21 protein-coding genes are annotated in these 25,196 nt (G+C 33.8%); 2 read left to right on the forward strand and 19 right to left on the reverse strand.

The window, feature by feature from the left end; genetic code table 11:
• Positions 1-113 precede the first annotated feature (113 nt).
• The 10 genes from rhaT to EG348_RS00210 all read right to left on the reverse strand — a co-directional run bounded on the left by rhaT (position 114) and on the right by EG348_RS00210 (position 15,987).
• Positions 114-1,202, reverse strand: coding sequence for an L-rhamnose/proton symporter RhaT (gene rhaT, locus EG348_RS00165; RefSeq protein WP_123979545.1), 1,089 nt, complete (start codon positions 1,200-1,202; stop codon positions 114-116).
• Between the two features lie 298 nt (positions 1,203-1,500).
• Complete coding sequence (locus EG348_RS00170; protein WP_123979547.1) at positions 1,501-2,649, reverse strand: glycoside hydrolase family 88 protein; 1,149 nt, start codon at positions 2,647-2,649, stop codon at positions 1,501-1,503.
• Positions 2,650-2,660: 11 nt separating this feature from the next.
• The gene (locus EG348_RS00175; RefSeq protein WP_123979549.1) at positions 2,661-3,440 is read right to left on the reverse strand and encodes a rhamnogalacturonan acetylesterase; all 780 of its coding nucleotides are present in this window, start codon (positions 3,438-3,440) and stop codon (positions 2,661-2,663) included.
• A gap of 9 nt (positions 3,441-3,449) precedes the next feature.
• Positions 3,450-5,261, reverse strand: coding sequence for a rhamnogalacturonan lyase (locus EG348_RS00180; RefSeq protein WP_317126989.1), 1,812 nt, complete (start codon positions 5,259-5,261; stop codon positions 3,450-3,452).
• Between the two features lie 344 nt (positions 5,262-5,605).
• Positions 5,606-6,412 carry a lacto-N-biose phosphorylase central domain-containing protein gene (locus tag EG348_RS00185; protein ID WP_123979554.1) on the reverse strand — a complete coding sequence of 269 codons (807 nt, stop codon included), beginning with the start codon at positions 6,410-6,412 and terminating at the stop codon, positions 5,606-5,608.
• A 12-nt stretch (positions 6,413-6,424) separates the two neighbouring features.
• Entirely contained in the window at positions 6,425-9,202 is a 2,778-nt protein-coding gene (locus tag EG348_RS00190) for a glycosyl hydrolase (protein ID WP_123979556.1), read from the reverse strand.
• Between the two features lie 125 nt (positions 9,203-9,327).
• Positions 9,328-10,653, reverse strand: a complete 1,326-nt coding sequence (locus tag EG348_RS00195) for a rhamnogalacturonan acetylesterase (RefSeq protein ID WP_228414810.1) — start codon at positions 10,651-10,653, stop codon at positions 9,328-9,330.
• Positions 10,653-13,508 (reverse strand): glycoside hydrolase family 2 protein, encoded by a 2,856-nt coding sequence (locus tag EG348_RS00200; protein WP_123979558.1) that lies wholly within the window; start codon positions 13,506-13,508, stop codon positions 10,653-10,655. The genes EG348_RS00195 and EG348_RS00200 overlap by 1 nt, the downstream gene beginning before the upstream one ends.
• Positions 13,508-14,887: a glycoside hydrolase family 28 protein gene (locus EG348_RS00205; protein ID WP_123979560.1), complete on the reverse strand. Its 1,380-nt coding sequence runs from the start codon at positions 14,885-14,887 to the stop codon at positions 13,508-13,510. The genes EG348_RS00200 and EG348_RS00205 overlap by 1 nt, the downstream gene beginning before the upstream one ends.
• Positions 14,888-15,246: 359 nt before the next feature.
• Positions 15,247-15,987, reverse strand: coding sequence for a hypothetical protein (locus tag EG348_RS00210; protein ID WP_123979562.1), 741 nt, complete (start codon positions 15,985-15,987; stop codon positions 15,247-15,249).
• A 636-nt stretch (positions 15,988-16,623) separates the two neighbouring features.
• Between EG348_RS00210 and EG348_RS00215 the strand changes: the two genes are divergently transcribed.
• Positions 16,624-17,322 carry a DUF1826 domain-containing protein gene (locus tag EG348_RS00215; RefSeq protein WP_123979564.1) on the forward strand — a complete coding sequence of 233 codons (699 nt, stop codon included), beginning with the start codon at positions 16,624-16,626 and terminating at the stop codon, positions 17,320-17,322.
• Positions 17,323-17,678: 356 nt separating this feature from the next.
• On the opposite strand, the gene EG348_RS21980 is transcribed toward EG348_RS00215, so the two are convergent.
• From EG348_RS21980 to EG348_RS21810, 3 genes are read right to left on the reverse strand one after another with little or no spacing between them, the layout of a single operon-like run.
• On the reverse strand, positions 17,679-17,801 hold the full coding sequence (locus tag EG348_RS21980) for a hypothetical protein (protein WP_262696694.1): 123 nt from the start codon (positions 17,799-17,801) through the stop codon (positions 17,679-17,681).
• 16 nt (positions 17,802-17,817) lie between these two features.
• Positions 17,818-18,051 (reverse strand): hypothetical protein, encoded by a 234-nt coding sequence (locus tag EG348_RS21805; protein ID WP_228414811.1) that lies wholly within the window; start codon positions 18,049-18,051, stop codon positions 17,818-17,820.
• A complete protein-coding gene (locus tag EG348_RS21810; protein ID WP_228414812.1) occupies positions 18,020-18,235 on the reverse strand; it encodes a helix-turn-helix domain-containing protein in 216 nt (71 codons plus the stop codon). The genes EG348_RS21805 and EG348_RS21810 overlap by 32 nt, the downstream gene beginning before the upstream one ends.
• Before the next feature lie 347 nt (positions 18,236-18,582).
• Here EG348_RS21810 and EG348_RS00225 point away from each other — a divergent pair, with 347 nt between their 5' ends.
• Positions 18,583-19,017 carry a hypothetical protein gene (locus EG348_RS00225; RefSeq protein WP_123979566.1) on the forward strand — a complete coding sequence of 145 codons (435 nt, stop codon included), beginning with the start codon at positions 18,583-18,585 and terminating at the stop codon, positions 19,015-19,017.
• Between the two features lie 123 nt (positions 19,018-19,140).
• Here EG348_RS00225 and EG348_RS00230 read toward each other — a convergent pair whose 3' ends face one another.
• The 6 genes from EG348_RS00230 to EG348_RS00250 all read right to left on the reverse strand — a co-directional run bounded on the left by EG348_RS00230 (position 19,141) and on the right by EG348_RS00250 (position 25,087).
• Positions 19,141-19,374, reverse strand: coding sequence for a hypothetical protein (locus tag EG348_RS00230; protein WP_123979568.1), 234 nt, complete (start codon positions 19,372-19,374; stop codon positions 19,141-19,143).
• Between the two features lie 4 nt (positions 19,375-19,378).
• Complete coding sequence (locus EG348_RS00235; RefSeq protein ID WP_123979570.1) at positions 19,379-21,154, reverse strand: class I SAM-dependent DNA methyltransferase; 1,776 nt, start codon at positions 21,152-21,154, stop codon at positions 19,379-19,381.
• Between the two features lie 425 nt (positions 21,155-21,579).
• Positions 21,580-22,242, reverse strand: a complete 663-nt coding sequence (locus EG348_RS00240; RefSeq protein WP_123979572.1) for a hypothetical protein — start codon at positions 22,240-22,242, stop codon at positions 21,580-21,582.
• An 11-nt stretch (positions 22,243-22,253) separates the two neighbouring features.
• Complete coding sequence (locus EG348_RS00245) at positions 22,254-23,309, reverse strand: RHS repeat-associated core domain-containing protein (RefSeq protein WP_123979574.1); 1,056 nt, start codon at positions 23,307-23,309, stop codon at positions 22,254-22,256.
• Between the two features lie 319 nt (positions 23,310-23,628).
• On the reverse strand, positions 23,629-24,051 hold the full coding sequence (locus EG348_RS21575) for a hypothetical protein (protein WP_164463233.1): 423 nt from the start codon (positions 24,049-24,051) through the stop codon (positions 23,629-23,631).
• Position 24,052: 1 nt separating this feature from the next.
• The gene (locus EG348_RS00250; RefSeq protein ID WP_123979576.1) at positions 24,053-25,087 is read right to left on the reverse strand and encodes an RHS repeat-associated core domain-containing protein; all 1,035 of its coding nucleotides are present in this window, start codon (positions 25,085-25,087) and stop codon (positions 24,053-24,055) included.
• Positions 25,088-25,196: the final 109 nt, after the last annotated feature.

Raw genomic sequence — 25,196 nt, forward strand, 5'->3', positions numbered from 1 at the left:
AGAATTCATAAGCAATAAAAAAAGGCAACTGAAAAAAATCAGTGCCTTATAAAAACTAAACTATATATTTATCTGTAAGTGATAATTAAATAAATGTGAATGCTTTTTAAACTTTATCTCAAAGAATTCCCGTATCCTACAATCAAAATTGAAATAAACATCACTGTCATTCCAATAGCAATTGTAGTGGTTGTTTTTTTGGAAACTCCTTTCCATTCTTTGATGATGACACCCCATAAATTGGCAATTAAAATGATAAATGCCATGTGTAGAATCCAAGAACTTGCACCATTTCCCATTTTGCTTTCTCCCATACCGTAAAAGAAGAATTGTAAAAACCACATTGTTCCGGCAAGTGCACAAAAAATCAAGTTGCGTACAACCGGTACATCTTTTTTCACGTAATCTGTGTAAGATTTATTTTTAATAGCTAAATATAAACAGCCAATCAGATTGACTGCCATTCCGCCCCAAAGGACAACAACATAGGTTACATTGTTTTGAAAAAGGAATTCTCCCTGTCCCGGATTTGCATTTTGCCATAATTCATTGGCTATGGTTGCCATTGGTTTTCCGGCTTCCAATCCAAAATTGAAACAAGCGCTTAAAATTCCTGATATGATTGAAACAATTAATCCTAATCCGAATTTATATTCCGTTTTTACTTGTGTACCATGAGGATCTAATGAATCTGTTTTCAGTTCTTTTTCCTTCATTGTCCCTGCTTTTCCGCTGATGACGATTCCGATAACGCAGACAAAAAGTCCCAATAAAACCATCTGTCCCCATTTATTGGAAATCAGCAAACCAATATTATCCTTTCCTGCTTGCGGAGAAAATTCATAATATATCGATGGAACCAACGAACCAAACACCATACAAAGCCCCAAAATAATGCTGCTTCCTAGCGCAACCCCCAAATATCGAACTCCCAGGCCATAAGTAAAACCACCAATTCCCCACAAGGCACCAAACAAAAATGTTAATCCTAATATGGAAGAACTCTCATTCTGTATAATTTCCCAAAAATTAGGAATGGTAAGAAATGCGGCTAATGGCGGAACAATGATCCACGAGACGATCCCTCCTATCAACCAATATGTTTCCCAGTTCCATCCTTTTACTTTTTTGTACGGCAAATAAAAACTTCCCGAAGAAAAGCCTCCTAAGAAATGGAAAAAAATCCCTAATAATGCATTCATAATTTTATTTTATTGGTATTAAATCTGAAAATTAATGATATGGTAGCAACTGCGCATCTGGTGGTGTCATGCCTATGTTTTTTTGTTAATTAAACTATTTCAACCGCAAAAGCTACAAAAGGTTATTAAAATTCTTTAAGCCTTAATCATTAAGAAAAGTCGATAGGAAATATCAAGAAAAATATAATTTTTTTTTAAAAATTAAAACTTAATATTTGTAAAATATTAATAGCATTAATGGTTCAAATATTTTTAATTTTTGTTAGATTATTATTAAGAAAATATATAATCATTTGATTTACTTTAATTTATAAACTTCACTTCCTGCAAGCAGCAGACAACCTAGACCATAATCTTCAAAATCAGGTTCTTTGTCAACAGCAAGCGGCTGACCGTCTTTTGGTTCCTTTCCTGTTCCCTGTACCCAACCTAAAAACCCATTTGGCTGAACGGAATCTTTTGCAATGGCATTCCAAGCTTTAACTACAACAGGTAAATACGTTTCTCTATCAATCAAACCTTTGTTAATTCCATATGCCATTCCGTATACGAAAAGAGCTGTTCCTGTCATTTCTTTTCCTCCAAAATTGGTAGGATCATGCAGGCTTGCGTTCCAAAAACCATCTTCTCTCTGAATCGGAAGCAATGCCGATAACAAATCTTTGTAATCCTGTAAATATTCCTGATAATGAGGATCGGATTTAGGAGTGTCTTCCAATGTACGCGCCAAAGCAGCAACTACCCAACCGTTTCCGCGGCTCCAGTAACAATCTTCGCCGTTGGGTTCTTTGTAAGGCGGCACAAAGCTTTTATCTCTCCACCAAAGTTTGTCTTTAGGATTGTAAAGACCATTTCCTCCATGCTTATATTTTGTGAAGGCATACATTTCGTAATTTTTATCAAAATATTTTTTCTCACCGGTCATTCTACCCAGTTTCGTGAAAATAGGCATTCCCATTTGTAGTGCATCGATCCACCACCAGTCATCTACTTTATTGGTAGCCATCATACTGTCTATGGAAGCTTTCACCAATTTTATTCTCTCCGGATTTTTTTTACCATCGATTTCATAAAGATCCAAATACGTTTGTCCGCAAGCCTGATTGTCTGCGTTACGCGTATAAGTGTCGCGCATCATGTCCCAATTATGTTTTTCGGACCATGACATGGCGTAGTCGTAATATTCTTTTTTGGGATCAACTTTATATAATGCGATTAATCCTTCATAATAAACTGCACGCGTCCACAGATTGCTCGGCCAAACTTTTTTACCTACAATTTCTTTTCCGGTATCCGGCCATTTGTTCATGAAATATTGGTTAGCTCTTTCTGCAACTTCCAGAACTTCCTTTTTATTGGGAAGATCAACAGATTTTTTTTGAACCGAACAGGAAGTTACACCTCCTATAACCAGTGCAAAAAAGCTTGCTGTTAATAATTTTTTCATAGTATTTATTTTTATTTTATATATTTTTTCAGTTCACAACTTTTTAAATTCTTAATTCCTTCAGTCACGAGTTCCGCATTTAAGATAGCTCCTGCTTCGTTGGTATGAGTATGGTCCTTCGGGAAGAAAGCGTTTACTTTTTCAGATCCCATTTCTTGATATTTTTCGATAACCATTTTATTTAAATCAATAAAATAAGCTCCAGTTTGTTTTGCTACTTCCTGCGCCCAACTTCCGTATTGATCTTTTTCTATTTTCCCATTTTTATCAAATTTATTTCTTGGAATTGGAGAAACAATAATAGGAATCGCCCCTTTTGCTTTTGCTTCCTGAGCGTATTTTCTCATGTAGTGACCATAAGTATAAACCGTTTCATTTACTTTACGAATTGGGTTATAGATATCTTTTGTCTCTTCTCCGATACCTTTCATTGTACCTCTTGCTCGCAATGTATCTGCCAGTTCACCGCCATCATTGTGACCAAACTGCATTAAAACATAGTCTCCTTTTTTAATCGTTTTCATAATCGAATCCCAGCGGCCTTCCGTTATAAATGTTCGACTGCTTCTGCCACCTTTTGCATGATTTTGGATTTCTATTTTATCTGTATTTAAATATAAATTCATAAAACTTCCCCAGCCCCAAAGTGAATCAGAGCCCTTTCCAGAACCATTTTGTACGGTAGAATCTCCAATAATGTAAAGAATCGGTTTATTATTTTGAAGTTTTTGAAATGAAACTCCTAAAAACACAATCAATACAACAAGCGGAAAAATGACTTTACTTTTCATAACAATGATTTATTTTTTTGGATTTACTGTAAAAATATTAGGTTTTGGAACTTCTTTAACAGATTCATCCAAATAATAATCCGTGTGCGGAGGCTGATTGTAGCCTACATTTTGCCAAACGATACTCGAACGATATTGTGGATTGTGCATCAAAGTGTACAAACGGTGCTTCGTAGGAATTGTTGAACTAAAAATTCGAAGTTCCTTATTGTCTGAGGTTCTATAAATGACTTCTTCTCTCCAATCTCCAAATAAATCTGCAACTAAAGATGGATTTTTCTTGGTTCCGTTGTTTGATTCACACTGAAAATCTTTAGCATCAAATATTAAATTTGATTTTTCATTTTTCCAATCCCATTTTGATATGGAAGTTCCGTCTAAAATTTCACTTAAAAAATCTCCGTCCCAATAAATTCCCATATTAACGGCCGGATTTTTCTCGCTGATTTTGTTTCCTTTTGCATCGTAAAGACCTTTAACTCCGGCTCCGGCAGCCCAACATTCAGAACCTTCATAACGAGGATCAATATTTAAAGACAAACCTCTTCCCGGACCTTGGAATTTGCCTTGTTTACTATAAATTAAAGATGGTAGTTTCCATAAAACCTTTCCTGTTTTTCCATCTCGGAAGTGTGCGCCTGCGTCGTCGAACCTTTCCTGAATGTCAAAAATCTCCAATCCCGGATTTGAAGGATCTAGGTCGCCAACATGCAGAGCATCACCGTGACCGTAACCTGTACTATTTAAAACTTTTCCGTTGTCATCGACGGTCATTGCGCCATAGACAATTTCATCTTTTCCGTCGTTATCAACATCTGCAATACTTAAATTATGATTTCCCTGTCCGCGGAATTTTTTATTTTCTTCTGAACTTTCGGTATCAAATAACCATCTTAAACTCAATTTTTTATCTTTATAATCCCAAGCTGCAATTGCTGTACGAGTATAATAACCTCTTGACATAATCACACTTGGTGTTTTACCATCCAGATATGCAACTGCGCCCAAAAACCTGTCTATTCTATTACCTTTTGCATCGCCCCAGGTTTCGGTCATTTGCTCATCGGTTGGATTTAGACTCCCTGCAAATCTTGGAACCTGATAATTGACTGTATTAATTTCTTCGCCTGTTTCACCGTTAAAAACAGTCAGATATTCCGGACCGGAAAGGATAAATCCGTTTTCATTGACGTAATTTTTTGTGGCATCTCCAATAACTTTTCCTTTACTGTCTTTGGATCCATCTGCAGTTTTCATCACGATTTCTGCTTTACCGTCCTGGTCCAGATCGTACACCAGAAACTGTGTGTAATGCGCTCCTTCTCTGATGTTTTTTCCTAAATTGATTTCCCATAAGAATGTTCCATTCATTTTATAAGCCTGAATAATTGGCTCATCAGTAATACCTTTCTGACTGTTATCGCGGGATTGTCCAGTTTGATGGAGGATAATTTCATACTCACCATCGCCGTCAAGATCTGCAACAGAAATATCATTTGGTGTATATCCGGCTGGAGTTTTTAAAGGAATAGAAAAATACGGCTTTTGAGAAGCTACATATTTCGCAGAATCATCATCTACCGTTTTATCTTGGGTGTTGGATTTCACGAAATAGGTATAATTCTTTGCTTTATCCGCTGTTTTGTCTAAAAAATTGGTCTCGTTGAGCAATGGCTTTTCATTCAATTTTTTGGTTGAATTATTTTCAGTTCGATAGAGATCAAAATGAGTATTTTGAGCTTCTGTTCCCAACAAACGCCAGCTTACAAAAATGCCTGATTCTGCAGGCATTGCTACGATTCCTCTTTTCAGATATTCCATTTGCCTTTGCGCAAAAATTGTTTGCGAAAGAAAAATAGCGGATGTAATAAAGATATACTTGATTTTCATAATTCTACACTAATAATTAGTAAAATTTTTATGTTTTGGCTAAAGCCTTGTTTGTAAACCTTATTTGTATAAACGGGCTAAAGCCCGTTCCTATTAATGCTCATCCTTTTCAAGATTTTAGATCTTAACAAAGATTTTCCGTTGAATCTCTCGCAGCCCGACTTGAACGGAAATCCTTTTTGTGAAACGCAGTGTAACAAAAAGATTGGGAGTGGAAGGCGGATTAAGCTGCCCAAAATATTATCCAACAAATTCAATCGATTGCACAAATCCAATTATTTCTTGAAAACTTGTTCCAGTAACCACTTTACCCACTCTTCTGTTCCCTGATAATTGGTAAAATCTGCAGGTAATTTTTTACCATCGATATACTCATTATAGCACCAAGGATCACCCAATGCGAAAACAGTTCCTTTTCCGAATTTTGCGACAGCTCCAATGTTTTTATTTTCTGCTGTCAAAATTGCTTTGGCAGGCGATTTCACGTCAATAGAACTCACTTCTTTCATATATAACTTTTGCTCAGAAAAAACTTCGTTTCCTGCCGGAACCATTACTTTTCCCTGTTCAAATTCTCTTTTCTGAACTCGATTGTAGCTGTCATCATTGAAGTGAATTCCGAATTCTCCGGCCAATTTGTTAAAATGTTCAAACTCAGAATTGCCGTGATCGTTGCTCAGCAAAACCAAAACGCCACCATCTTTAACCCATTTCACCAGATTTTTGATGCTTGCCGGATCAATTAAATTTGCTTTTCCTCCATAAGCTTCTTTGTCAATATCCGCATCTACAATGATGTAAACATTGGCCGTTTTCAGATCTTTTTTTGAGGGAGCCGTTTTCAGAGTACTAATTTCCGCACCTTGTTTTGTGAAGATTTCCCCCAACAAAGAAAATCCGCCGTTTGTTTTATCTTCCCAAGTATAATGCATGGATTTCAATTCTCCGGTTTCCTTATCTTGCTGTTTTTCATTATTAAAAAAGTTATCCAACACAACTTTTGGTTTGTTTTGAGAATAGTAAAAACCAGCCACCAAAAAACAGGTTCCTAATGCAATTTTTTTAAAAATAGTCTGCTTCATTATGTTTAAAATTTATTTCGAGTAAGTTACTGGAATTATTTGAATTTCACCATCCAAACCAGAAGGCTGAACTTTCCAATTGGAAGCGTCAAACGGTTTGTAATCGATATTAACAAAATTAATTTCATGATAATTTCGCCACTGAATTTTTTTCTGATCCATATAACGAATTCTATTCGCCATTAAATTACAAACTTCTATTTGTATGGTATTTTTACCTTTTTTCAGGTATTTTCCGATGTTGATTTCAAAAGGAATGCTCCAAACAATTCCTGCATCCTGACCATTGACAATCACTTTTGCACTTTCGTACAGTTTATCAAATTTTAAAAGATAATTGTCCGCATTTTTGTTTTTTAAGCTTAAAGTCGTGGTGTAAACACCTGTTCCTGAAAAACTTTGCGTTGCAGGATCGTCAGAAAAATTCGTCCAAGGTTCTAATTTCTTTAAATTTCTGGATTTCGGAAGTTCGGGACCGCCTTCTTTGAAACTCAATTTCCAAGCCTGATCTAAAACTATTGGAGCGTCTGCCTTCTCTGCATATTTCCATTTTGAGATGGAAGAATCAACAGCTTCAGAATTTTTCAGAATTAAAGATTCTCCGGATTTTAACTGAATTCGAACTGAATTATTTTGCATTTCGGCAACTCCAAAATCTCCATTTTCAGGATCCATGATGGTCGTTTGCTTTCCTGTATAATTAATACGAACAAATTGATTGATTTCCTTTGAAGTGTGATTGACAATCAAATAATATTTTCCGTCGTCAAATTGTCTTCTCACAAATTTCAATCCGGTGTCCGTTAATTTTTCTCTTTGTATTTTTAAATATTCCAATCCTTTTTCTACATCAGAACTTAAAACAATTTTTCCTTTTCCAAAACTAGCAATTTTTAAATTTTCAGCTTGATTCTGAAACGGAATTTGATTCCACAAAGATTTTAATTGATTTCTTCTTTTCTCCACTTCAAAGTTTCCGGGAATATATTTTGGTTCGTTTTGGAAAATAATTGAAGCACCATTTTGAGCTAATTTCAGAATATCATTCATTGTAGTTTCCGGCAAATACGTCAATTCCGGAATGATTAAAACCTGATAAGAAGATCCTTCTTTTGCAGTTTGAATTTTCTGATTTTCTGATTTTGATTCGTTAATCATTTTATCCGAAATCATATCCAAAGAATATCCCATTTTGCCTAATTTCTTCAAATCTTCATAAAACGGTGTTGGTTGCAGCCACTTTTCAACGTTATGAACTTTAAAGGCGATATCTTTTCCTTTTGAACTTGCCCATTGGTCGTAAATCGGCCAGTACATCAACAGTTCATTATCCGATTTTCCACTTTGCAAAACAGATTGAGTACGTTCGATATAAGAGTTTAGTCCTCTCAAATGTGGCCACAAACTATTTTCCGGAACAAAATTTACTGAGGCATAAAACAACCATCCCGGAAATGGAACATCAGCAGGCGTATATGTCGTGCCATGATAAAAAACATGATTGATTCCCGATAAAAACACCTGTTCAACTTCTGGTTTTGCTTGTGACCAAGAGGTTTTGAAGTGTTCCGTAAGCCACGTAAAAGTCTCGTTTGACGTTAATTTTTTGCCCGTCACATTGGCTGCTGACGAAGCAAATTTCAACATATTGAAATCAGGCATATCTGATTTTTGAATATCTGCGGTGTCTCTTCTCAACCCCGGAATCTCAAAAATAGAACTTCCGAAAGTTTCAGATTCAGGAATGTCGACTGCGGCATACAAATCCAGTAAATTTCCAGGTGAACCGTGCGCCTGATTGGTATTTTTTGAGTTTTTAGAATGCGCCCAGTTGGTGAAATTATCTGCAAAATTGTGTAAAATCAATTCGCTCAACGTCTGTCTGTAATCAGATTTAACTCTTGTCGTTACCTCGTTTTCATCATTATTGATAAGATATTTGATGTACGGACTTAGGTCATATCCTCTCCTTTTTTTAAATTCATTTTTAAAATCAGGCGTCCAGTCGGCATTGTAAACTTCGTAACTGTCATTAAAAAAAGAACGCACCCCATAATTGGAATTTCCAAAAGCTTTATCGAAAGTTTTAAGATAATTTACAGTTGCGACAGGCGAAAAATGGTCTAACGTATATCCTTCCCCTCCCGGAGCTGCACGTTTCACTTTTTGTAAAGTTTTACCTGTAAAAACTGCATAGATCGTCCATTTCCCGGAATCTGGTTTCCAATTGAGAGAACCGTCGTTTGTGATTTTATCATTTAAGACAACGGCTTCATTTTTTTCGTTGTAAGCTGTTACAATGTCGAGTTTTATCGTTTTTAAATTTTTAAGCTTTTCATCATTTAAAACAATTTTTTCTAAAAATTTTTCACCTGATGAAATTGTATAAGTCTGAACAATCATTTTTGTGGCAGCATCCTCTTCACTTACCTGCGGACCTCCGATTGGCCAACCTGTTCCGACCGCCATATCAACGCCCATATTCAGGCTTTTTGCTTTGTTTGTGGTGAACTGAAGCATTTTCATCCATTCAGGAGACAGATAATTGATATATTGTTTTTCAAATCCCTTTGCGCCATAAATCGGAACGATTTCAACACCTCCAAAACCCGCTTTATTAAGTGTTGTCAGCTGTTTATCCAATCCTTTTTCATCAACAGCATTTCCCATCCACCACCAGCGTGTCCACGGTTTTGCGGTTTCGGTAGTTTTTGGCCACGGATTTTGTGCGGAAAGGTTTCCGAAGACAAAACAGATGACACTGAGTTTTATGATATTTTTAATATTCATTTTTGATTCCTATTTTTTCACCGGGTTCAAATGATATTATTTACATTTTTCACCGAGTTTCACCCGATGCTATTCATATTGAACCACTTCGTGGTTCTTTAAACTTTACGTTTAAGCTGATTTTTCTAGTTTCCATCAGGTTTTAAAGATTCCATAAAGATGCTTTCAGGCCAATGAAATTTTTCGACTGCATCAGGTTTATTTAAATCAAAACCTTTATAATTTTTGGAAACAAATTTACTCAAAGGCAACTTCTGATCTACGATACTTTTTACCACACATTTTGCCAATTCATAAGCTCCATACGTATTAAAATGAGTGTCATCTGCCAAAGCATTCGGTTGATTGGGATAAGAATTTGCAGGATAATAGACAAATGCTTTTTTAGAATTTTCCGGTCCCATCGCTTCGAAAAGCATTTTACTCATTGCATTTAAATCAATTAAATATACATTTTCTTCTTTTGAAATTTCGCGCATCGCAGAAGGAAAATCATCCAACGTATTGACAATTTTATTGTTTTCATCAAAAACATGACGATTCATCGAAGTAACCAAAACCGGAATTGCTCCTAATTGTTTTGCCTTGAGAATCCATTCTTGTAATCTTTTTCTATATCCGGATTTTGTGCTGTTTCCATATTTCTGGTCGTTATGTCCAAATTGGATGAATAGATAATCTCCGGGCTTGATCTTATTCCAAATTTTATCAATTCGGTGGCGGTCTTCAAAGGCTTTTAACGTTTCGCCGCTTTCGGCATAATTGGCAATCACAACTTCTTTCGGAACAAAAAAATACGGCAACATTTGTCCCCAAGAAGCCCAAGGTTCGTACTGCGCATCTACAACTGTAGAATCTCCTGTAATATAAATCGTTTTAGCTGTTTTATTAGGCTGAATGATTAATGCACAAACTTTTGGAGCTTTATTATTAAATTCAATCGTAAACAGATTATCCCAATGCAGGTATTTTGTTTCTCTCGGTTTTAATTTTACAATCCCGATCTGAGTTCCATTTTGATTACGAATGATACTGTCTTTAACGTGAACGGTAATTGATTTTTCAATAATTTCCTTTTCTTTTGTTTTCACATCATCCAGCATCAGACGACGATTTTCTACACGAATTGTCGTTTCGGAAGTTCCTTTACTGTCGCCTAACGTTAATTTTATGTCATAATTTCCTTCAGGAATCGCCACCGAAAAATAGAAAGGCTTGTCGCTTGTAATATAATCTCCGGTCAATGTATTTCCTCCATTGTCAACGGATTTTAAGTTGGAAATATCCATAAATCCGTAGCCAATTTTCTTGTCAAATTTTGAAGTTGAAGTGATTGGAATAAATCCGTTTTCTGCTCTTTCACCACCAAAATCAAACTTGAAAGTCGTTTGTTGAGCAAACATCAACGAACAAATAAAAAGCATCAAAAATCCTGTCCCTTTTTTCATCATTAATCCGTTAAAATATTTTCTTTTGGCATTGTAAACTGTTTATTTTCATCGCCTAAATTTGGCAATCCGAAATAAAAGTAAAGTGTTCTTTTAAAAGTTCCGTTGAGATGATTCAGTTCGCTTTCCTTTCCTAAAGATTCGGTTTTATCGTTAATGTTAAATGCTAAAACAGTTCCCAAAGGTGGTATGGCATCTAAAAATGAAATATTTCCAGTCGGCAATTTCGGATAACCTTCTGCGCCGTAAATTCCATAAAAATCAAAAAGTCTTACAAACATCTTTTCCTCTTTTGTTCCAACCGTGATTTTACCTTCTGCGGTGTCTAGCTGCAACCACGAAACATTATCATAATATCCTTTAAATTCAGGATAAATCCAAGGCGAAGAACCTATTCTGGTTGAGTTTTTCAAATTTTGCCAAACATTATACGTCTGTCCCTGAGTACGGTTTTTCCAGACGTGATAAGGACCTTTTCCAAGCCATTTTGAGCTGATCACATAATTTTCAGGATAATCAAAACTTACGCCTGCAAACGGATAATCGCCTGAAAGTGCATATTCATAATTTAATTCTAAAATTCCGTCAGGATTCAGCTTCCAGATTATTTTATTTCCATTTTTATAGGATACTTCAATGAGTTGATTTTTTCCTTCCGCAAAAGATTTTATGGATGATAATTCTACTTTTCCATTTACGAAAACAGGTCCGTTTCGGAAAGTCATTTTCTTGCCTTTTTTATCGATAATGACAGATTTTAATAATCCGTCTTTTTTACCAAATGAAAATTCTTTTTCATCTGATTTTAAAATAAATAAAGAATCATTTTCTGCGACAGAAACCGGAAATTCTTTGGTTAAAGTTTTCTGAAACTGTTTTGAAATTTCATCATTAGACGAGATTTTCCAGGTCCAGGTATAAATTTCTTTTCCGAAAGGATCGGTCGCCGTTAATAATAAAGCCTGACTTTCTTTCCAATTTGCAGGAAGATTTAAATTAATATTTCCTTTTTCTGTAGGTTTAATGTTAGGAGATTCTGCTTTTCCTTTTTGCAGAACATCAAATCCTGACTCTGAGGAATAAGGTGTTTTAAATTTTATTAATTTCCAGTCAAACTGACATTCATTTAAATTTGTAAAATGATATCGATTTTCTACAGGAATGATTCCGCTAAAATCATTCGATAACATTTTCAAATCAATCTTTACCGGACTATAAATTTCGCGAATCGCATAAAAACTTCCTTCTTTTTCACGATGCGGACCTACAACTCCATCCGGAGCGTTAATGGCATTTACATCTATTTGATTGTTAAAATCGGTTCTCACTAAGCCTTCATCTGCGAACGCCCAAATAAAACCTCCGGCGCCTTTTTTTGAGTTCCAGTGAAGTTCCCAATAATCGGCTAGAGAAGTTCCGCCGCCGCCGTCATCCTGAGCGTGCAAAAATTCGGTTGGCATATAAATATTTTCTCCTTCTAGAATTTTTTGTGTACTGTAATAATCTTCGTAATGGTTGCAATCAATTCCATTAAAAGCATTTCCCGGTTTGTGATGCGCGTGAATGACGGGGCGATTTGATAGATCATATTTCGCGAATTCTGTATCCAAATCAAAATTATGTCCGCCTTCGTTTCCGTTGCTCCAAAAAATGATTGAGGGATGATTGGCATCTCGTGTAACCATTTCTCTCACTAGCTTTTTTCCGACCTCCGTGCTGTATTTTTTTTGCCAGCCCGCCAATTCATCCAAAACATACAATCCTAACGAATCGCAAGCTTTTAAAAATGATCTATTGGGCGGATAATGCGAACAACGTACAGCATTCATATTCATTTCTTTGATAAGCTGAACGTCCATTAAATCAATGTTTTTGCTGACAGCTCGACCAGTTTCCGGCCACCAAACGTGTCGGTTGATGCCTTTCATCTTGATTTTGGTTCCGTTGATGTAAATTCCGTCGCCTTTTCGGATTTCAATGGTTCGGAAACCGAATTTTTCTTCGGTTTGATAGATGTTTTTTTTATTTTTATTTAAAGTAAATTTTGCTTTGTATAAATTCGGAGTTTCTGCCGTCCAAAGTTTGGGATTTTTAACGGAAAACTGGATTTGTTTTAAAGTATCTCCTTTTTCAATTTTAAGTTGAGATTCACCGACCAGAATATTTTTAGCATCAAATAATTCTACTTTTAAATTATTGACTGCTTGGATTCCTTTTAAATGAATATTGGAGCGAAAAGTTCCATCGGCTTTTGCATCTATCGCAGTCCACGAAATATTTTCTTTTGGAACGGCTTCGAGATAAACCGGACGAAAAATCCCTCCCAAAATCCAATAATCGGCAAGACGTTCTGCATTGTTGACGGATTTGTCGGCGGACATTTTGGAAACTTTGACTTCTAGAATATTTTCTTTTCCGAAATTTAATTTATCTGAAATATCATATTTAAACTCATAAAAAGCGCCTTGATGAATTGCTCCGGCAGGCTTTCCATTAATTTTCACTTCGGTATCGGTCATTGAACCTTCAAAAACAATGTTGATGGATTTTCCTTTCCATGAATTGGGAACCAAAAATTTGTGTTTGTATAAACCTACTTCATCATTAAATTTAAAGTTTTTGCCATAAGTCACATAATCTCTTCCATAATTGTACGAGCCAAATCCCTGCTGTTCCCACTGAGAAGGAACCTGAATTTTATCCCAATTTCCGGATTTCCGACCTCCATTTATCCAAAAATCCCATTCTTTTGTATGCTCAGAATCTGTCCCGCTCAGGAATTGAATTTCCTTACTTTGAGCATGCAGCAACTGGAAGCACAAACATAACAGAAAGAATATTTTGGAAGAATAATTCATTATTTTTTGCCTTCGTCGGAATCGTCTTTTTTATCGTATGATTGATTGAGAGAAGCTATTTTGGTAACGTTTACTTTAATTTTCTTTAAATTTTTAATAGCGTCCAAGTTTTCCTCTTTAGGTTTTAACGCTTTTATATTTAGGTTTTCAAAAGTAAAATCTTTCAACTCGTACAAGTCTGATTTCTCAATGTCGAAAGCTGTTTCACAACTGATGTCGATATTTTTTAAGACAATATTATTTGCTAATCTCCTTTTCGGCGCTTCTTCTCCTTTCAAATCAAAAAATTGGCTCCAGCCTTTCACAAATAAGAACGTTTTTACATTTCCTTTGATATTATCAAGCGTGATGTATTCGTAATGTTGTGGCGTGTCCGGACGCATTTTCAAATGCAACAATCTCGAAGCATCTTTCACTGTTGAGTTTCTGAAAATAATATTGTAATTGTGGATAGATTCGCTTCCACAAGTCAATGCAGAATGGCAAAATCCAAAAGTATTGTTCTCAATGATGATGTTTCTGTTTTCGCCGTTATTCGGATCTTTATCGGCTTTTGGACCTTTTCCGCCTTTCAATGCAATAGCGTCGTCGTTTACTGATAGATAACAATTTTTAACCAAGAAATTTGAACAAGCATCAATATCGATTGCGTCTGTACTTGGCGCTTTTACAGGCTCTTTTGGAGCTAAAATTGTTAAATTTAATAACTTTACGAACTGACTTTTATAATAATGGGTACTCCAGAAAGGTGAATTTTTTACGGTAATATCTTCAATCTGAACGTTTTTAGAATTTGAAATGTAGATGATACGAGGTCTCATTTCATCCATATTGGTGCATTTAGGATTCCATTCGCGTCTTTTCCAAAATGATTTCCAGAATCGTAGTCCGTTTCCGTTAAGAGTTCCTTTTCCTGAAATCGTAAAACCGTCCAATCCGTCAGCGTTTACAAGCGCCGGAAAATATTTTACCGTTTGTCCTTCCATTCTTGTTGTTACGACCGGAAAATCATTAATATCATCACTTCCCTTTAAAACTGCTCCTTTTTCTAAATGTAAATGTGTTCCTTGTTTAAAAAAAATAGAACTTATCAGGAATGTTCCTTTTGGAACAATGATAACTCCGCCTCCATTTTTAGCAGCATTATCAATGATCGCCTGAACTTGTTTTGTCTGAAGTATAGTGCTATCATTTTTAACTCCAAAATCCGTAAGAATATATTTTTTTCCTAATTTATTGATGTCTGTCTGTTTATTATCTCTAAACCATTGTGGAATGGCTGTTCCGTCCGGAAATTTATCCTGACTTTTCACCGCTGATGAAAAGAAAAAAATTATAAAAACTGATAATAGGAATTTTGATATATTTTTAAATTTCATAATTATTTCCAGTAAATACTGAATTATTTTAATTAAACTAATTAACAAGAATAAAAATATACATTTTGGGTGCTTGTAGTATCCTGCTCTTTCATGTGGGGCTAAATTTATTAATAATTTCAATTCTTTATGACTTGAAGATAAGTTATGTTCCTTAAGTGTACATTAGTAGACAGTTATATTTTCACTAAATTAAAATACATAGCACTCTTAAAATTCCTAACAGTTATTATGAAGTTTCAGGCTATAAAAAGACCTTCCTGATCAGTCAGGAAGGTCTTTTTAGCTATACAAAATAGATAGATTTGTTTTTTGTATTGCTTTTATAGAATATTAATTGTCAATTTGTTTTTACTGGCTTATTTTAATCGTCTCACAGAAACCTGCGTGACAGGACCTGAGCCCGTAGAGCCGGTACTTAAATATTTGATTGTGTAATCTTGCGTATTTATAGCTCTAAACGAATAGGTACTTGCTGCCAACATCGGAATTGAGGTAATTAAAGTATATGTTTGTAATCCGCCAGTTGGAGCTACATAGTTGTCATTCACTCTTGCTACCCATGATCCAGTGGTATTATTCCATATACCAATAACCGGTGAAGTTGCATTGGTGGTAGATATCTGCACATTCATATTAATCTGATAAACCCCGTCAGCAGAAACTTTAAAAGAATTGGCTGTAGCCGTTCCTGCATAAAGATTTTCATTATCAATGATTTCATTATTCAGATTACCAATGGGATTCGCAACCGTGGCGCCGGGAGATCCAACGACTGTAAAGTCAGCAGTCATTTGAACCGTAATTTCCTGTGCGACTAAAAACTGTCCATTAACAGCTATTACAGTTCCTGTTGACGAGGGAACACCTGCTAAAGTTTGCCATGAAGGTGCTGCACCCGGTCCATTTGATTTCAGTACTTGACCAATCTGACCAGACGAACCCGCAGTAGTACTATTACCTCCTACATTAAGTTCATTTGTAACTTGTAACGAACCATTGACATGAAGGCTTCTTTGAGGATTTGGCGTACCAATACCCACTTGAGCAAAAATTGCAGAATATATGGAAAGGATCAGTAAAAAAAATATTTTTTTCATTTTTGTATGTTTTAGTTTAAATAAATTAAGATTGAAAAGAGCCTCCATTTTCTTATCATTTTGAGGGATCAACGAGAATGAAGAGAAGGCCTATTATATTATTCATTTATGTTCTTAGAATCCGAATACTTTCTAGTATTTATATTTTTAGCACTAATAATTATCATATACAGGCTATCAATCTTTTCTATGCTTTATAATGTAATTATTATTAAAATTTGACAACAAATAAATATTTTATAAATCAAAAAAGATATTTTAATTAATTTTTTATGCTGCAAATTACCGACATTTCAACACAAAACGACTTACAATACATACCGATATATATCGATAAACATTTAGATATTTATCGATACAATCTGAAAGTTCTATAAAGGATATCTTTTACTTTTAATTGATTCCCTGCTTATCTTGGGCAGTAATGTTAATGTTGAAAAATTGACAGATTGTGCAATTAAATAGAAAGATTCTTCAGGTCGAACTCCATCAATTTCTACTTGCAACATGAAGATAAGCCAGTATACAAAGTTTTAACTTGTTTTAATCATTATGTTTTGAGAAAAAAATGCTAATCTCAAAGTTGTCTTTATTATTTTTGCATAGAATTAAATGACTAAACATTTTCTTATATTGATGAGCAATACATTTTCTGATAACGACCAAATTGAAGTAGTTTCTACTTTTTCCGAACTTGTAAATATCCATTTTCAAGGAGCCGTGAATGCAATTTGTTGGCACAGAAATTTAATGGGAGATTTCAAAGAGATTGTATCTAAGCTTCAATTAAAAGAGAATATTACAGAAATTTCTACTGAAGATCTTTTATCTCTTCAACTATCAGAAAATGGTAATGTCGCTAGAGAAGTTATTTTAAATGATTTACGATTATTAAGTGATTTGGGGGCATCGCCATCACTTAATTTACTTAAAAATTACGAACGAGATGATGAGCTCGATTTCATTTCAACAGATGTATATTCTTATCATGTAGACCGCTCACCTATTGGTACTAACACTTTTTTATGCACTTATTTTGGTACTGCAAGTGATATTTTACCTAACGACCAGGCTGTACAAAAAATTTTAGTTCCTGAAATCCGGGAAAAGCTTAAAGAATTACATGACGGTCCGGAAGCAGAATTTGAAACCTTCTTGAAGGAATATTATTTTGATCTGCATTATCAACCCACAGCCGATGCCAAGCCAATAAATTTGGGATTAGGTCATCTATGGAAATTAGCAGTAGATCATCCCGAACAAAAAGTTTTACCCTGCATTCATCGCGCACCTGTAGAAAATGACAATGAATATAGGCTCCTCTTGATTTGTTAAATGATTATTTGATATTTAATAGATTTTTACTTCCCGATACAGAAAGTGTAAAATATCGTATTAATAATGGTTTGCAAAAGGATAGTAGCAAATATACAGCAAAACATTGATAAATAAGGGATTATTATAAGTTAAAGAAAGTCAAAAATCAAATTTTAAGCAGATACACTTATCATTTTTCTACTACAAATTTAATATCATTTTTTCAAACAATATTATGTAGGAAGCTCATTTATCTCTTTTTCTTAATCGCTCATGTTTCTGAAGTGCAATTCCAACATTGTAAGCATTACGAGGATTTATTTAAATGTAATATTATTATAAAAGATTCTTTAACGCTATATTAAAACGAGGGTTTATACCAAAGCGTTCTCAGGATGTTCTTTTAAAAGCTTTAAAGGTGGCAGATATGTAAATTCAAGTTTTACATTGGTTTTCTCCAATCGATTAATTACATCTTTTATTTCCCAATCTTCCATAGCAATTGATTGAAAATTATACCTTCTGTAATACCTTTTTATCGTTCATTTGATGTGCAGTGTTGCTTTTAGGAATTTCAACAATGTAAACAACCTTATTTTCTTCTTTTGTACCGACTTGAATTGGTGTAATAATAATATTTGGAATAGTTGGTGATATTGTACTGTTAATTACTTGCTCTAGCCATTCTTTCGAGTAGTCATTTGCATCTATTGGGTCAATCTTTTCGATGAGTTTTACCCATTTCATCGAATTCTCGAACACCATAAATTATAGTTCCTCCATCAGAGTTTGCAAAAGCGCTAACATCCTTACTAATTTCTTTCTTTTTTTCATTTACTTTACTTATGGAGCCAGCTCCTTTGTAGTCAAGATGTATATTTTCCTCAATACAATCTTTTATAAATTGATTTATTTTTTCTAATGTCCACATAGTTTTAAAGTAATTACGTACAACTTTCAAATTACTCATTGCGTCAATTTGATTTATATAACTTTCGTAAAGCTATTTATGCTACTAATATAAAATTTATTTTGATGATTTGATTGTTAAGTGCTTACAAATCTTTTCATCTTAAATTTCTACATTCACGAAACAATGCATAAACATCTTTATCTTTTTTATTTTTATAAGATACTAATACGATCTTATTCATATTAGCAAAAAATTTTAACCTTCTAAAGATGATAGAGAAAAGCCCCAAGTTATTAGGGCTATTGTTTTAGGCTGAAATTATTTCATTAACAATAGTATTATTTTTGTAAGTTTGGAACATTAATATGCCAGGAACTAAAAAATTTAAATATGCTTGTGAACTGTACTTAAGTGGTGCAGACTTTTCGCAATTTCATAATGGTGAATACGAAGTCTGGCGTTTTTTATTTGACGATAGAAATGATGATAGAAATTTCAAACCACTCTATTTCTTAGATCAAGACCTTTTTGTAAATCATTTCAATGTCAATGGGTTAAAACCAGCTGGATTTGGATTATCAGTTTATGATTCAGAGGAAAATTTGAAAAAACAATTTTATAGATTAAAGAAGCGGTCGCAAAATATTGGAAAATTAATAGGTGAAAACTCAGGAAAAGCATTTATTAAAGTTGAGGATGGATGTGGTACATCTACTGACAAAAGAGGACACTTTGCTCTACATCCATTCGATGATTGTAACTTACCCGCGTGTTTCGGAATAATTGAAAATCTTTCTTGATGGAATTTTTAAAAGGTATTAAAATATTTAATAGCTCCCTGAATTCATTAGAATTTGTAGGGTCTTTGACGTTTCCAGAAGTTATTTTGAGCGAAGTGTATACTCTTTCGAATAAGATTTTTATTAAAGAATGGGTCGATTGTGTTGATGACCATTCAGTGCACCGGTATTTCTATTATGAAACAACCCCTGAATTTCTACACCTGTATAATGTGAAACAGAGAGTAATTCTTCTGTTCCATATTCACTTCTTTCATCTATTTCTACAAAAACATTCTTTATTCTTAAAACTTTCCAATGTTCTGGAAAATCATTAAGATGCGAAATTGTCTTATATATGCTTTCTAGTTTAGCCATTAAATTAAGCTTCAATAATTTCTTTTAATAGATTGTCTGTTTCTTTTTCCACTGCCAAAATATCTTTGGTAATTTCTGCCAGACTTCTAGGAGCTTGATATTTATAAAAATATTTGGCAAAGTTAATTTCATAGCCTACTTTCGTTTCTTTAGAAATATACCAAGCATCAGGTACATAGGTCAATACTTCTGTTTTAAAAAAAGATTCTATATCATCTTTTAATGGAATGTTTTCTATATCTTTCTTTTTTATGTCGCTTTTTTGCTTGCCCTTACTGTCGGTTATTAAATTACCATTTTTATCCCTTTCCGGTTGATGTACTGTAATTTGATAGTAACCAAAATCCTCATTATCTAAAATCAAAGAATACTCATTGTTGCCAAAATCGGAATATAGTTTTGTAATCGTTTTGATATGTTGAGCATTAAATTCTACTCGCTTTTTCCCTAATGGTTTTCGCATTTTAGCAAAAAAGAGTTCGTCTGTAACATTGATTAATTGAAGCTTGCCTTTACGCTTAACTTCTTTTTTGTTGGATAGAACAAAAATGTAAGTTGGAATACCGGTATTATAAAATAAGTCATTTGGCAAAGCAATAACGGCTTCTAGTAGATCGTTTTCTAATAAGTACTTTCGTATTTCACTTTCTCCCTGACCAGCATCTCCTGTAAACAAAGCAGAGCCATTATGAATGGTGACAAATCTACTTCCTAAAGGGCTGTCATCTTTTGTCTTCATCTTACTAACCATATTCATTAAGAAAAGTAATTGCCCATCGTTTACTCGAGGTACACCTATTTTAAAACGGGAATCTATAATTTCTTTTTTTTCTACTATGGCTGGTTGATCGATCTTCCATGTTTTACCATAAGGAGGATTACTAAGCATAAAATCGAATTGAACATCAGGAAACCCATCATTACTTAATGTAGAACCATATTTGATATTTTCAGGCTTCCCACCTTGTATCAACATATCAGCTTTACAAATAGCAAAGGTTTCAGGTTGTAATTCCTGACCATAAAGTATAAAGTTTGCTTTGGGATTGATTTCTTTAGCGAAATGTTCGGCTTCTGTGAGCATACCACCACTTCCACAAGCAGGATCATAAATGAGAAATGTACCATCTTTAATTTTTGATTTTATAGGGTCAAAAATTAAATGTGTCATTAATTTTATAATTTCTCTTGGAGTAAAGTGCTCTCCTGCTTCTTCATTATTTTCTTCGTTAAACTTACGTATTAGCTCTTCAAATACATATCCCATCCCCAAATTAGATAATCCTTCGTGAATCAGATTTTCACTTTTATCTACAATTGGATTGGGACTTAAATTAAGCGTACTAGTACAAAATTTTTCAATCAATGGAAAGGTTATGTTGCTTTCCTCCATTGTTTCTAATTGGTTCCGCAATTTGAATTTACTAATAATATCTTGAACATCACTACTAAATCCATCCAAATAATTTTCTAGATTCTGACGAATATTACCGGGCTCATTTAAAAGTTTTTTAAAAGTAAATTTAGAAGTGTTATAAAATACATAACCGCTTATTCTACGAAGTTGTGGAGCTTGGTTATCTATTTTCATTTCGTTTAATTTTTGGTGTATTTCTAACACTGCGTCTTTGGTAGGTTCAAGAATTGCATCAAGTCTCCTTAAAACCGTAAATGGTAATATAATATCTCTATATTTTCCCCTAGAGTAAACTCCTCGTAAGACATCATCAGCAATGCTCCAAATAAAATTTATTATAACGTTATGTTGAGTTTGATTCATTTAAATTAAAGTTTCTACAAAATTTTGTTATTATGTAACAGTAAAAAGTTACATTTGAAACGGCTAATGTAACTTAAAAAGTAATCATTGGGCAACATCCATTGGGTAAAATATCTAATTAATCATTCCAAATCAATTAGGTCATTGTTATTAGAGCGACCGGGTTTGTAGTAGGCTGTACCTTTCAGTTCCTCTGGAATTTTATATACCGGATTGGTAGTCTTTGTTGTTTACTCCGAAAAATACTGGTCAATATTACTAGGATTTACACTCAATAATTTAAATATATTTTTTCGACAAAAATAAACCAGAGTAGGTAATTTCTACTCTGGTTTTGGAATTTATTGTTTTTAATTTTATTTGATTTTCAATGAGTTAGTGTTTAAGATTGTTTTCATTACTAACTTTTGGAACATTACTCTTTTTTATTCCTGACTATTCTCGCTTAATAAAGAATGTAAGCTTTTAAAAGGATAGTTTTTATATTTTTTAGTATTAATAGCATATAGTTCATTATTATATAAAACAAAGCTTACTGACATCTCTTCATTGGGAGTAAGATAGCCAAAATCTTTTTTATCTCTATTATTAAAAGAAAAATTAATATAATTTCCTTTAAAGACAATTTCTGTAAAATGATCATCAATTCTTTTTAATTCTTTACCATCTAAATAATATTTTGCTTCATTTATATGAAATGGAAAATCATAAAAGCTAAAATATTGTCCAACTTGAACTTCAACATCAGGGGGGAAAGGTGTTATTTCATAATTAATAATAAAATCCTTTTTTGATTTATTAAGAATAAAATGGGCATTATTGAGCTTTCCAAGTTTTGTAACTTTAATATAATATTTATTATTAACTATCGCATCAAATCCTATACATTTTTTATCATAATTAAAACTTTTAAGATAAACAACTTTCATATTATGCTTATTAAGCAAATCCTCCAGAATAAAATTGGGTTTTGAATTACTTACGATTAATTTATTTTCATATTTTGAAAAAAGCGCTGTTCTGTAGATAAGATAGCCTATTACAGTTAGACCAACAAAAAGATATATTAAAAAAAGTTTCTTTTTCATAGTTACTTAGATTATAATGTTAAACGATCATTAATGATTCCACCAGATGGTAAGACAGGAACCACAGTTGGAGGTGCAAATCTGTCTAAGAAATAACCTGCTATTACCATTGCAGCAGTGAGAGGTTTTACCCCATAAGAATTAATATTTGAATTGTTATTATCAAGTTTCTGTCCAAAGTTTACAGAAATATCACTGTTAATAAGATCAAAAGATAAAGTGCCTGAACCACCAAATGAATAATCTCCAATACTAAGCATGAATCCACTAGTATCAGAACCGCTTGTAAGTTCATTATAAATATTAAGAGAAGACAAATTTAATTGTAAAGATAATAGACCATTGAGGCTACCTGTATTAGAATTTCTTACTTTTCTATAATCTATATTTGAAACTCCTGCCTTTCCTTTGGTATGATACATTGTATTTTCTGCTTTTATAAAAGGATTTTCCATGATTAGGCTTGTTACTTCAGCAAATGTCGTTGTTTTTGTTGGATTCCAATTAGATATCATAGAAGAAGAATTCAAATTCAGCTTCATAAAATTAGCTTGTCCATATTTCGCACCCTCTGCATTCGTCCAATAGGTATAATTAAGGACACCATTTGTTACAGTACCATATTGAGAATTAAAGTTACCTGCAAAGTCTAAGGTAGATCCTATTCCATATCCTGCTCCTAAACCGGCAGTTCCTCCTGTATAGACAAAATGTCCACCACCTCCGCCTGCGCTTGATCCACTATTTGTCCAATAAGAATTAGTACCATCCGGTGTAGCATTCCACATCTCTTGTAACCATTCGGGAGCATCGGCTAACCATGCTTCATTTTTTCTACCATCGGGATCAAACATATTAATAGGGTTATTCAATACATATGCATATGGACTTGTAGAAAAATAGTTTTCAGCCAACTGATCTATACCATTCCATCTGGCAATATCCGGCATGTACTCTCTCCAGCCATAGCTGTACATTCCTGTTTCCTGTAGCTCCTTACCGTTGTACTTATTGTTTTTATAGCTTCCCTGTCCGAAGTATGCATTTCCGGATTTTAAGTGATTCATCCCGAAAGGATAGTAATCGTTATTATCCGTTATTTCAAGAACGCCTGCGCTGTTTCTTCCATAGGAAAATTTGATCTATTTTAATGGTAATATAATTATTATTTTCAAAATTTATTCATCATGAACTCTGAAACACTTGGTATGATCCTCAATCATTTAAAATAATTTTTAGTCACAAAAATAAGCAAGAGCAGGATAACCTACTCTTGCTTTTTAAATTCTATTGTTTTATCCTATTTGATTTTCAATAAGTTAATTATTGAAATAATCCAGTCACTAACTTTGGAACATTACCAATTTACATATAAATCCAATAATATTAAAATGCAGATTTGCCATGATTTTCTACTTTTTTACTATTTAATATTCGCTTCTGATTAACAGAAATAGAGTAGAAAGCTAGTGCAAAAGCAATTATACATATAATGAAAAAGTATATATAATATTTTATATTATAATTCTTAAATGTATCCAATTTCTCAAATCCTTCAAAAAAAACAACTTTACCAACATACAAACCTATTATTACATAAATTATAATATAGATTTCATTGGACTTTGTATAATCTGGGCTTTTATCTAAAGTAAGGCGAAAAGATGTATAACCAAAGTATACAATAATTCCAAAAATTAATGTAAAAATTAACCATGTTGTAAACTTAGCAAGTGCTTTATTCCCATCATCTACTTTATAAAAATATAAATATATATGATAAAAAAGTAATTTTATAAATCTAATCATTTTAAAATGCTGATTTGTCATCGTTATAATAATGTTCATAAACTGCCATTCCACCAAAATAAACTAATGATGCAGCAGCTCCCCAAGGTCCTATAAAGCCTACAACTCCCATCACAGTATCTACAGCTGCACGAGTCGTAGAAATATTTCCGTTATACCCCTGATATAAACTATTTGCAATGCCAATGGCACCTACAGCTCTACCACCCCATTTTAAAACTGTAGAAAATTTCCCTAATGCTTGCGCTGAAGCAGGGAGCCTTGTACTTATTACTTCTGCAAAAATACGACTTTTCGTAATACTTGACGGAGCATTCCAGTTCTTTAGTCCTTTAGCAACTATCTGTGAAGAGCCTTCAAAAGTCCCCGCTATTGATGTAAATTCTCTAGGGTGGCTTTGAATCCAGTTAAATCCTTCTTGAGCCATACCCTCAAAAAGACCTACTCCATTTGAATTTGAAGAATTCAAATCCAACTTCATAGAATGCCACATTATACCTTGCACATGGGTTTCTCCATTTGAGGAATATCCTGCGGGGCCACTACTTGTCCAATAGGTATAATTAAGGACTCCATTTGTTACAGTGCCATATTGAGAGTTAAAGTTACCTGCAAAGTCTAAAGTAGATCCTATTCCATATCCTGCTCCTAAACCAGCAGTTCCTCCAGTATAGACAAAATGTCCACCACCTCCGCCTGCGCTTGATCCACTATTTGTCCAATAAGAATTAGTTCCATCCGGTGTAGCATTCCACATCTCTTGTAACCATTCCGGAGCATCGGCTAACCATGCTTCATTTTTTCTACCATCGGGATCAAACATATTAATAGGGTTACTCAATACATATGCATATGGACTTGTAGAAAAATAGTTTTCTGAAAGTTGATCTATACCGTTCCATCTTCCGATATCGGGTATGTATTCTCTCCAGCCGTAACTGTACATTCCAGTTTCCTGTAGCTCCTTACCGTTGTACTTATTATTCTTATAACTTCCCTGTCCAAAGAAAGCTGTACCGGATTTCAAATGATTCATCCCGAAAGGATAATAATCATTATTATCCGTTATTTCAAGAACGCCTGCGCTGTTTATAGGTAAATAATTATTATTTTAAAAATTTATTCATCACTAACTGTAAAATACT

This window comes from Chryseobacterium sp. G0201 (genome assembly GCF_003815655.1).
GTDB lineage: Bacteria > Bacteroidota > Bacteroidia > Flavobacteriales > Weeksellaceae > Chryseobacterium.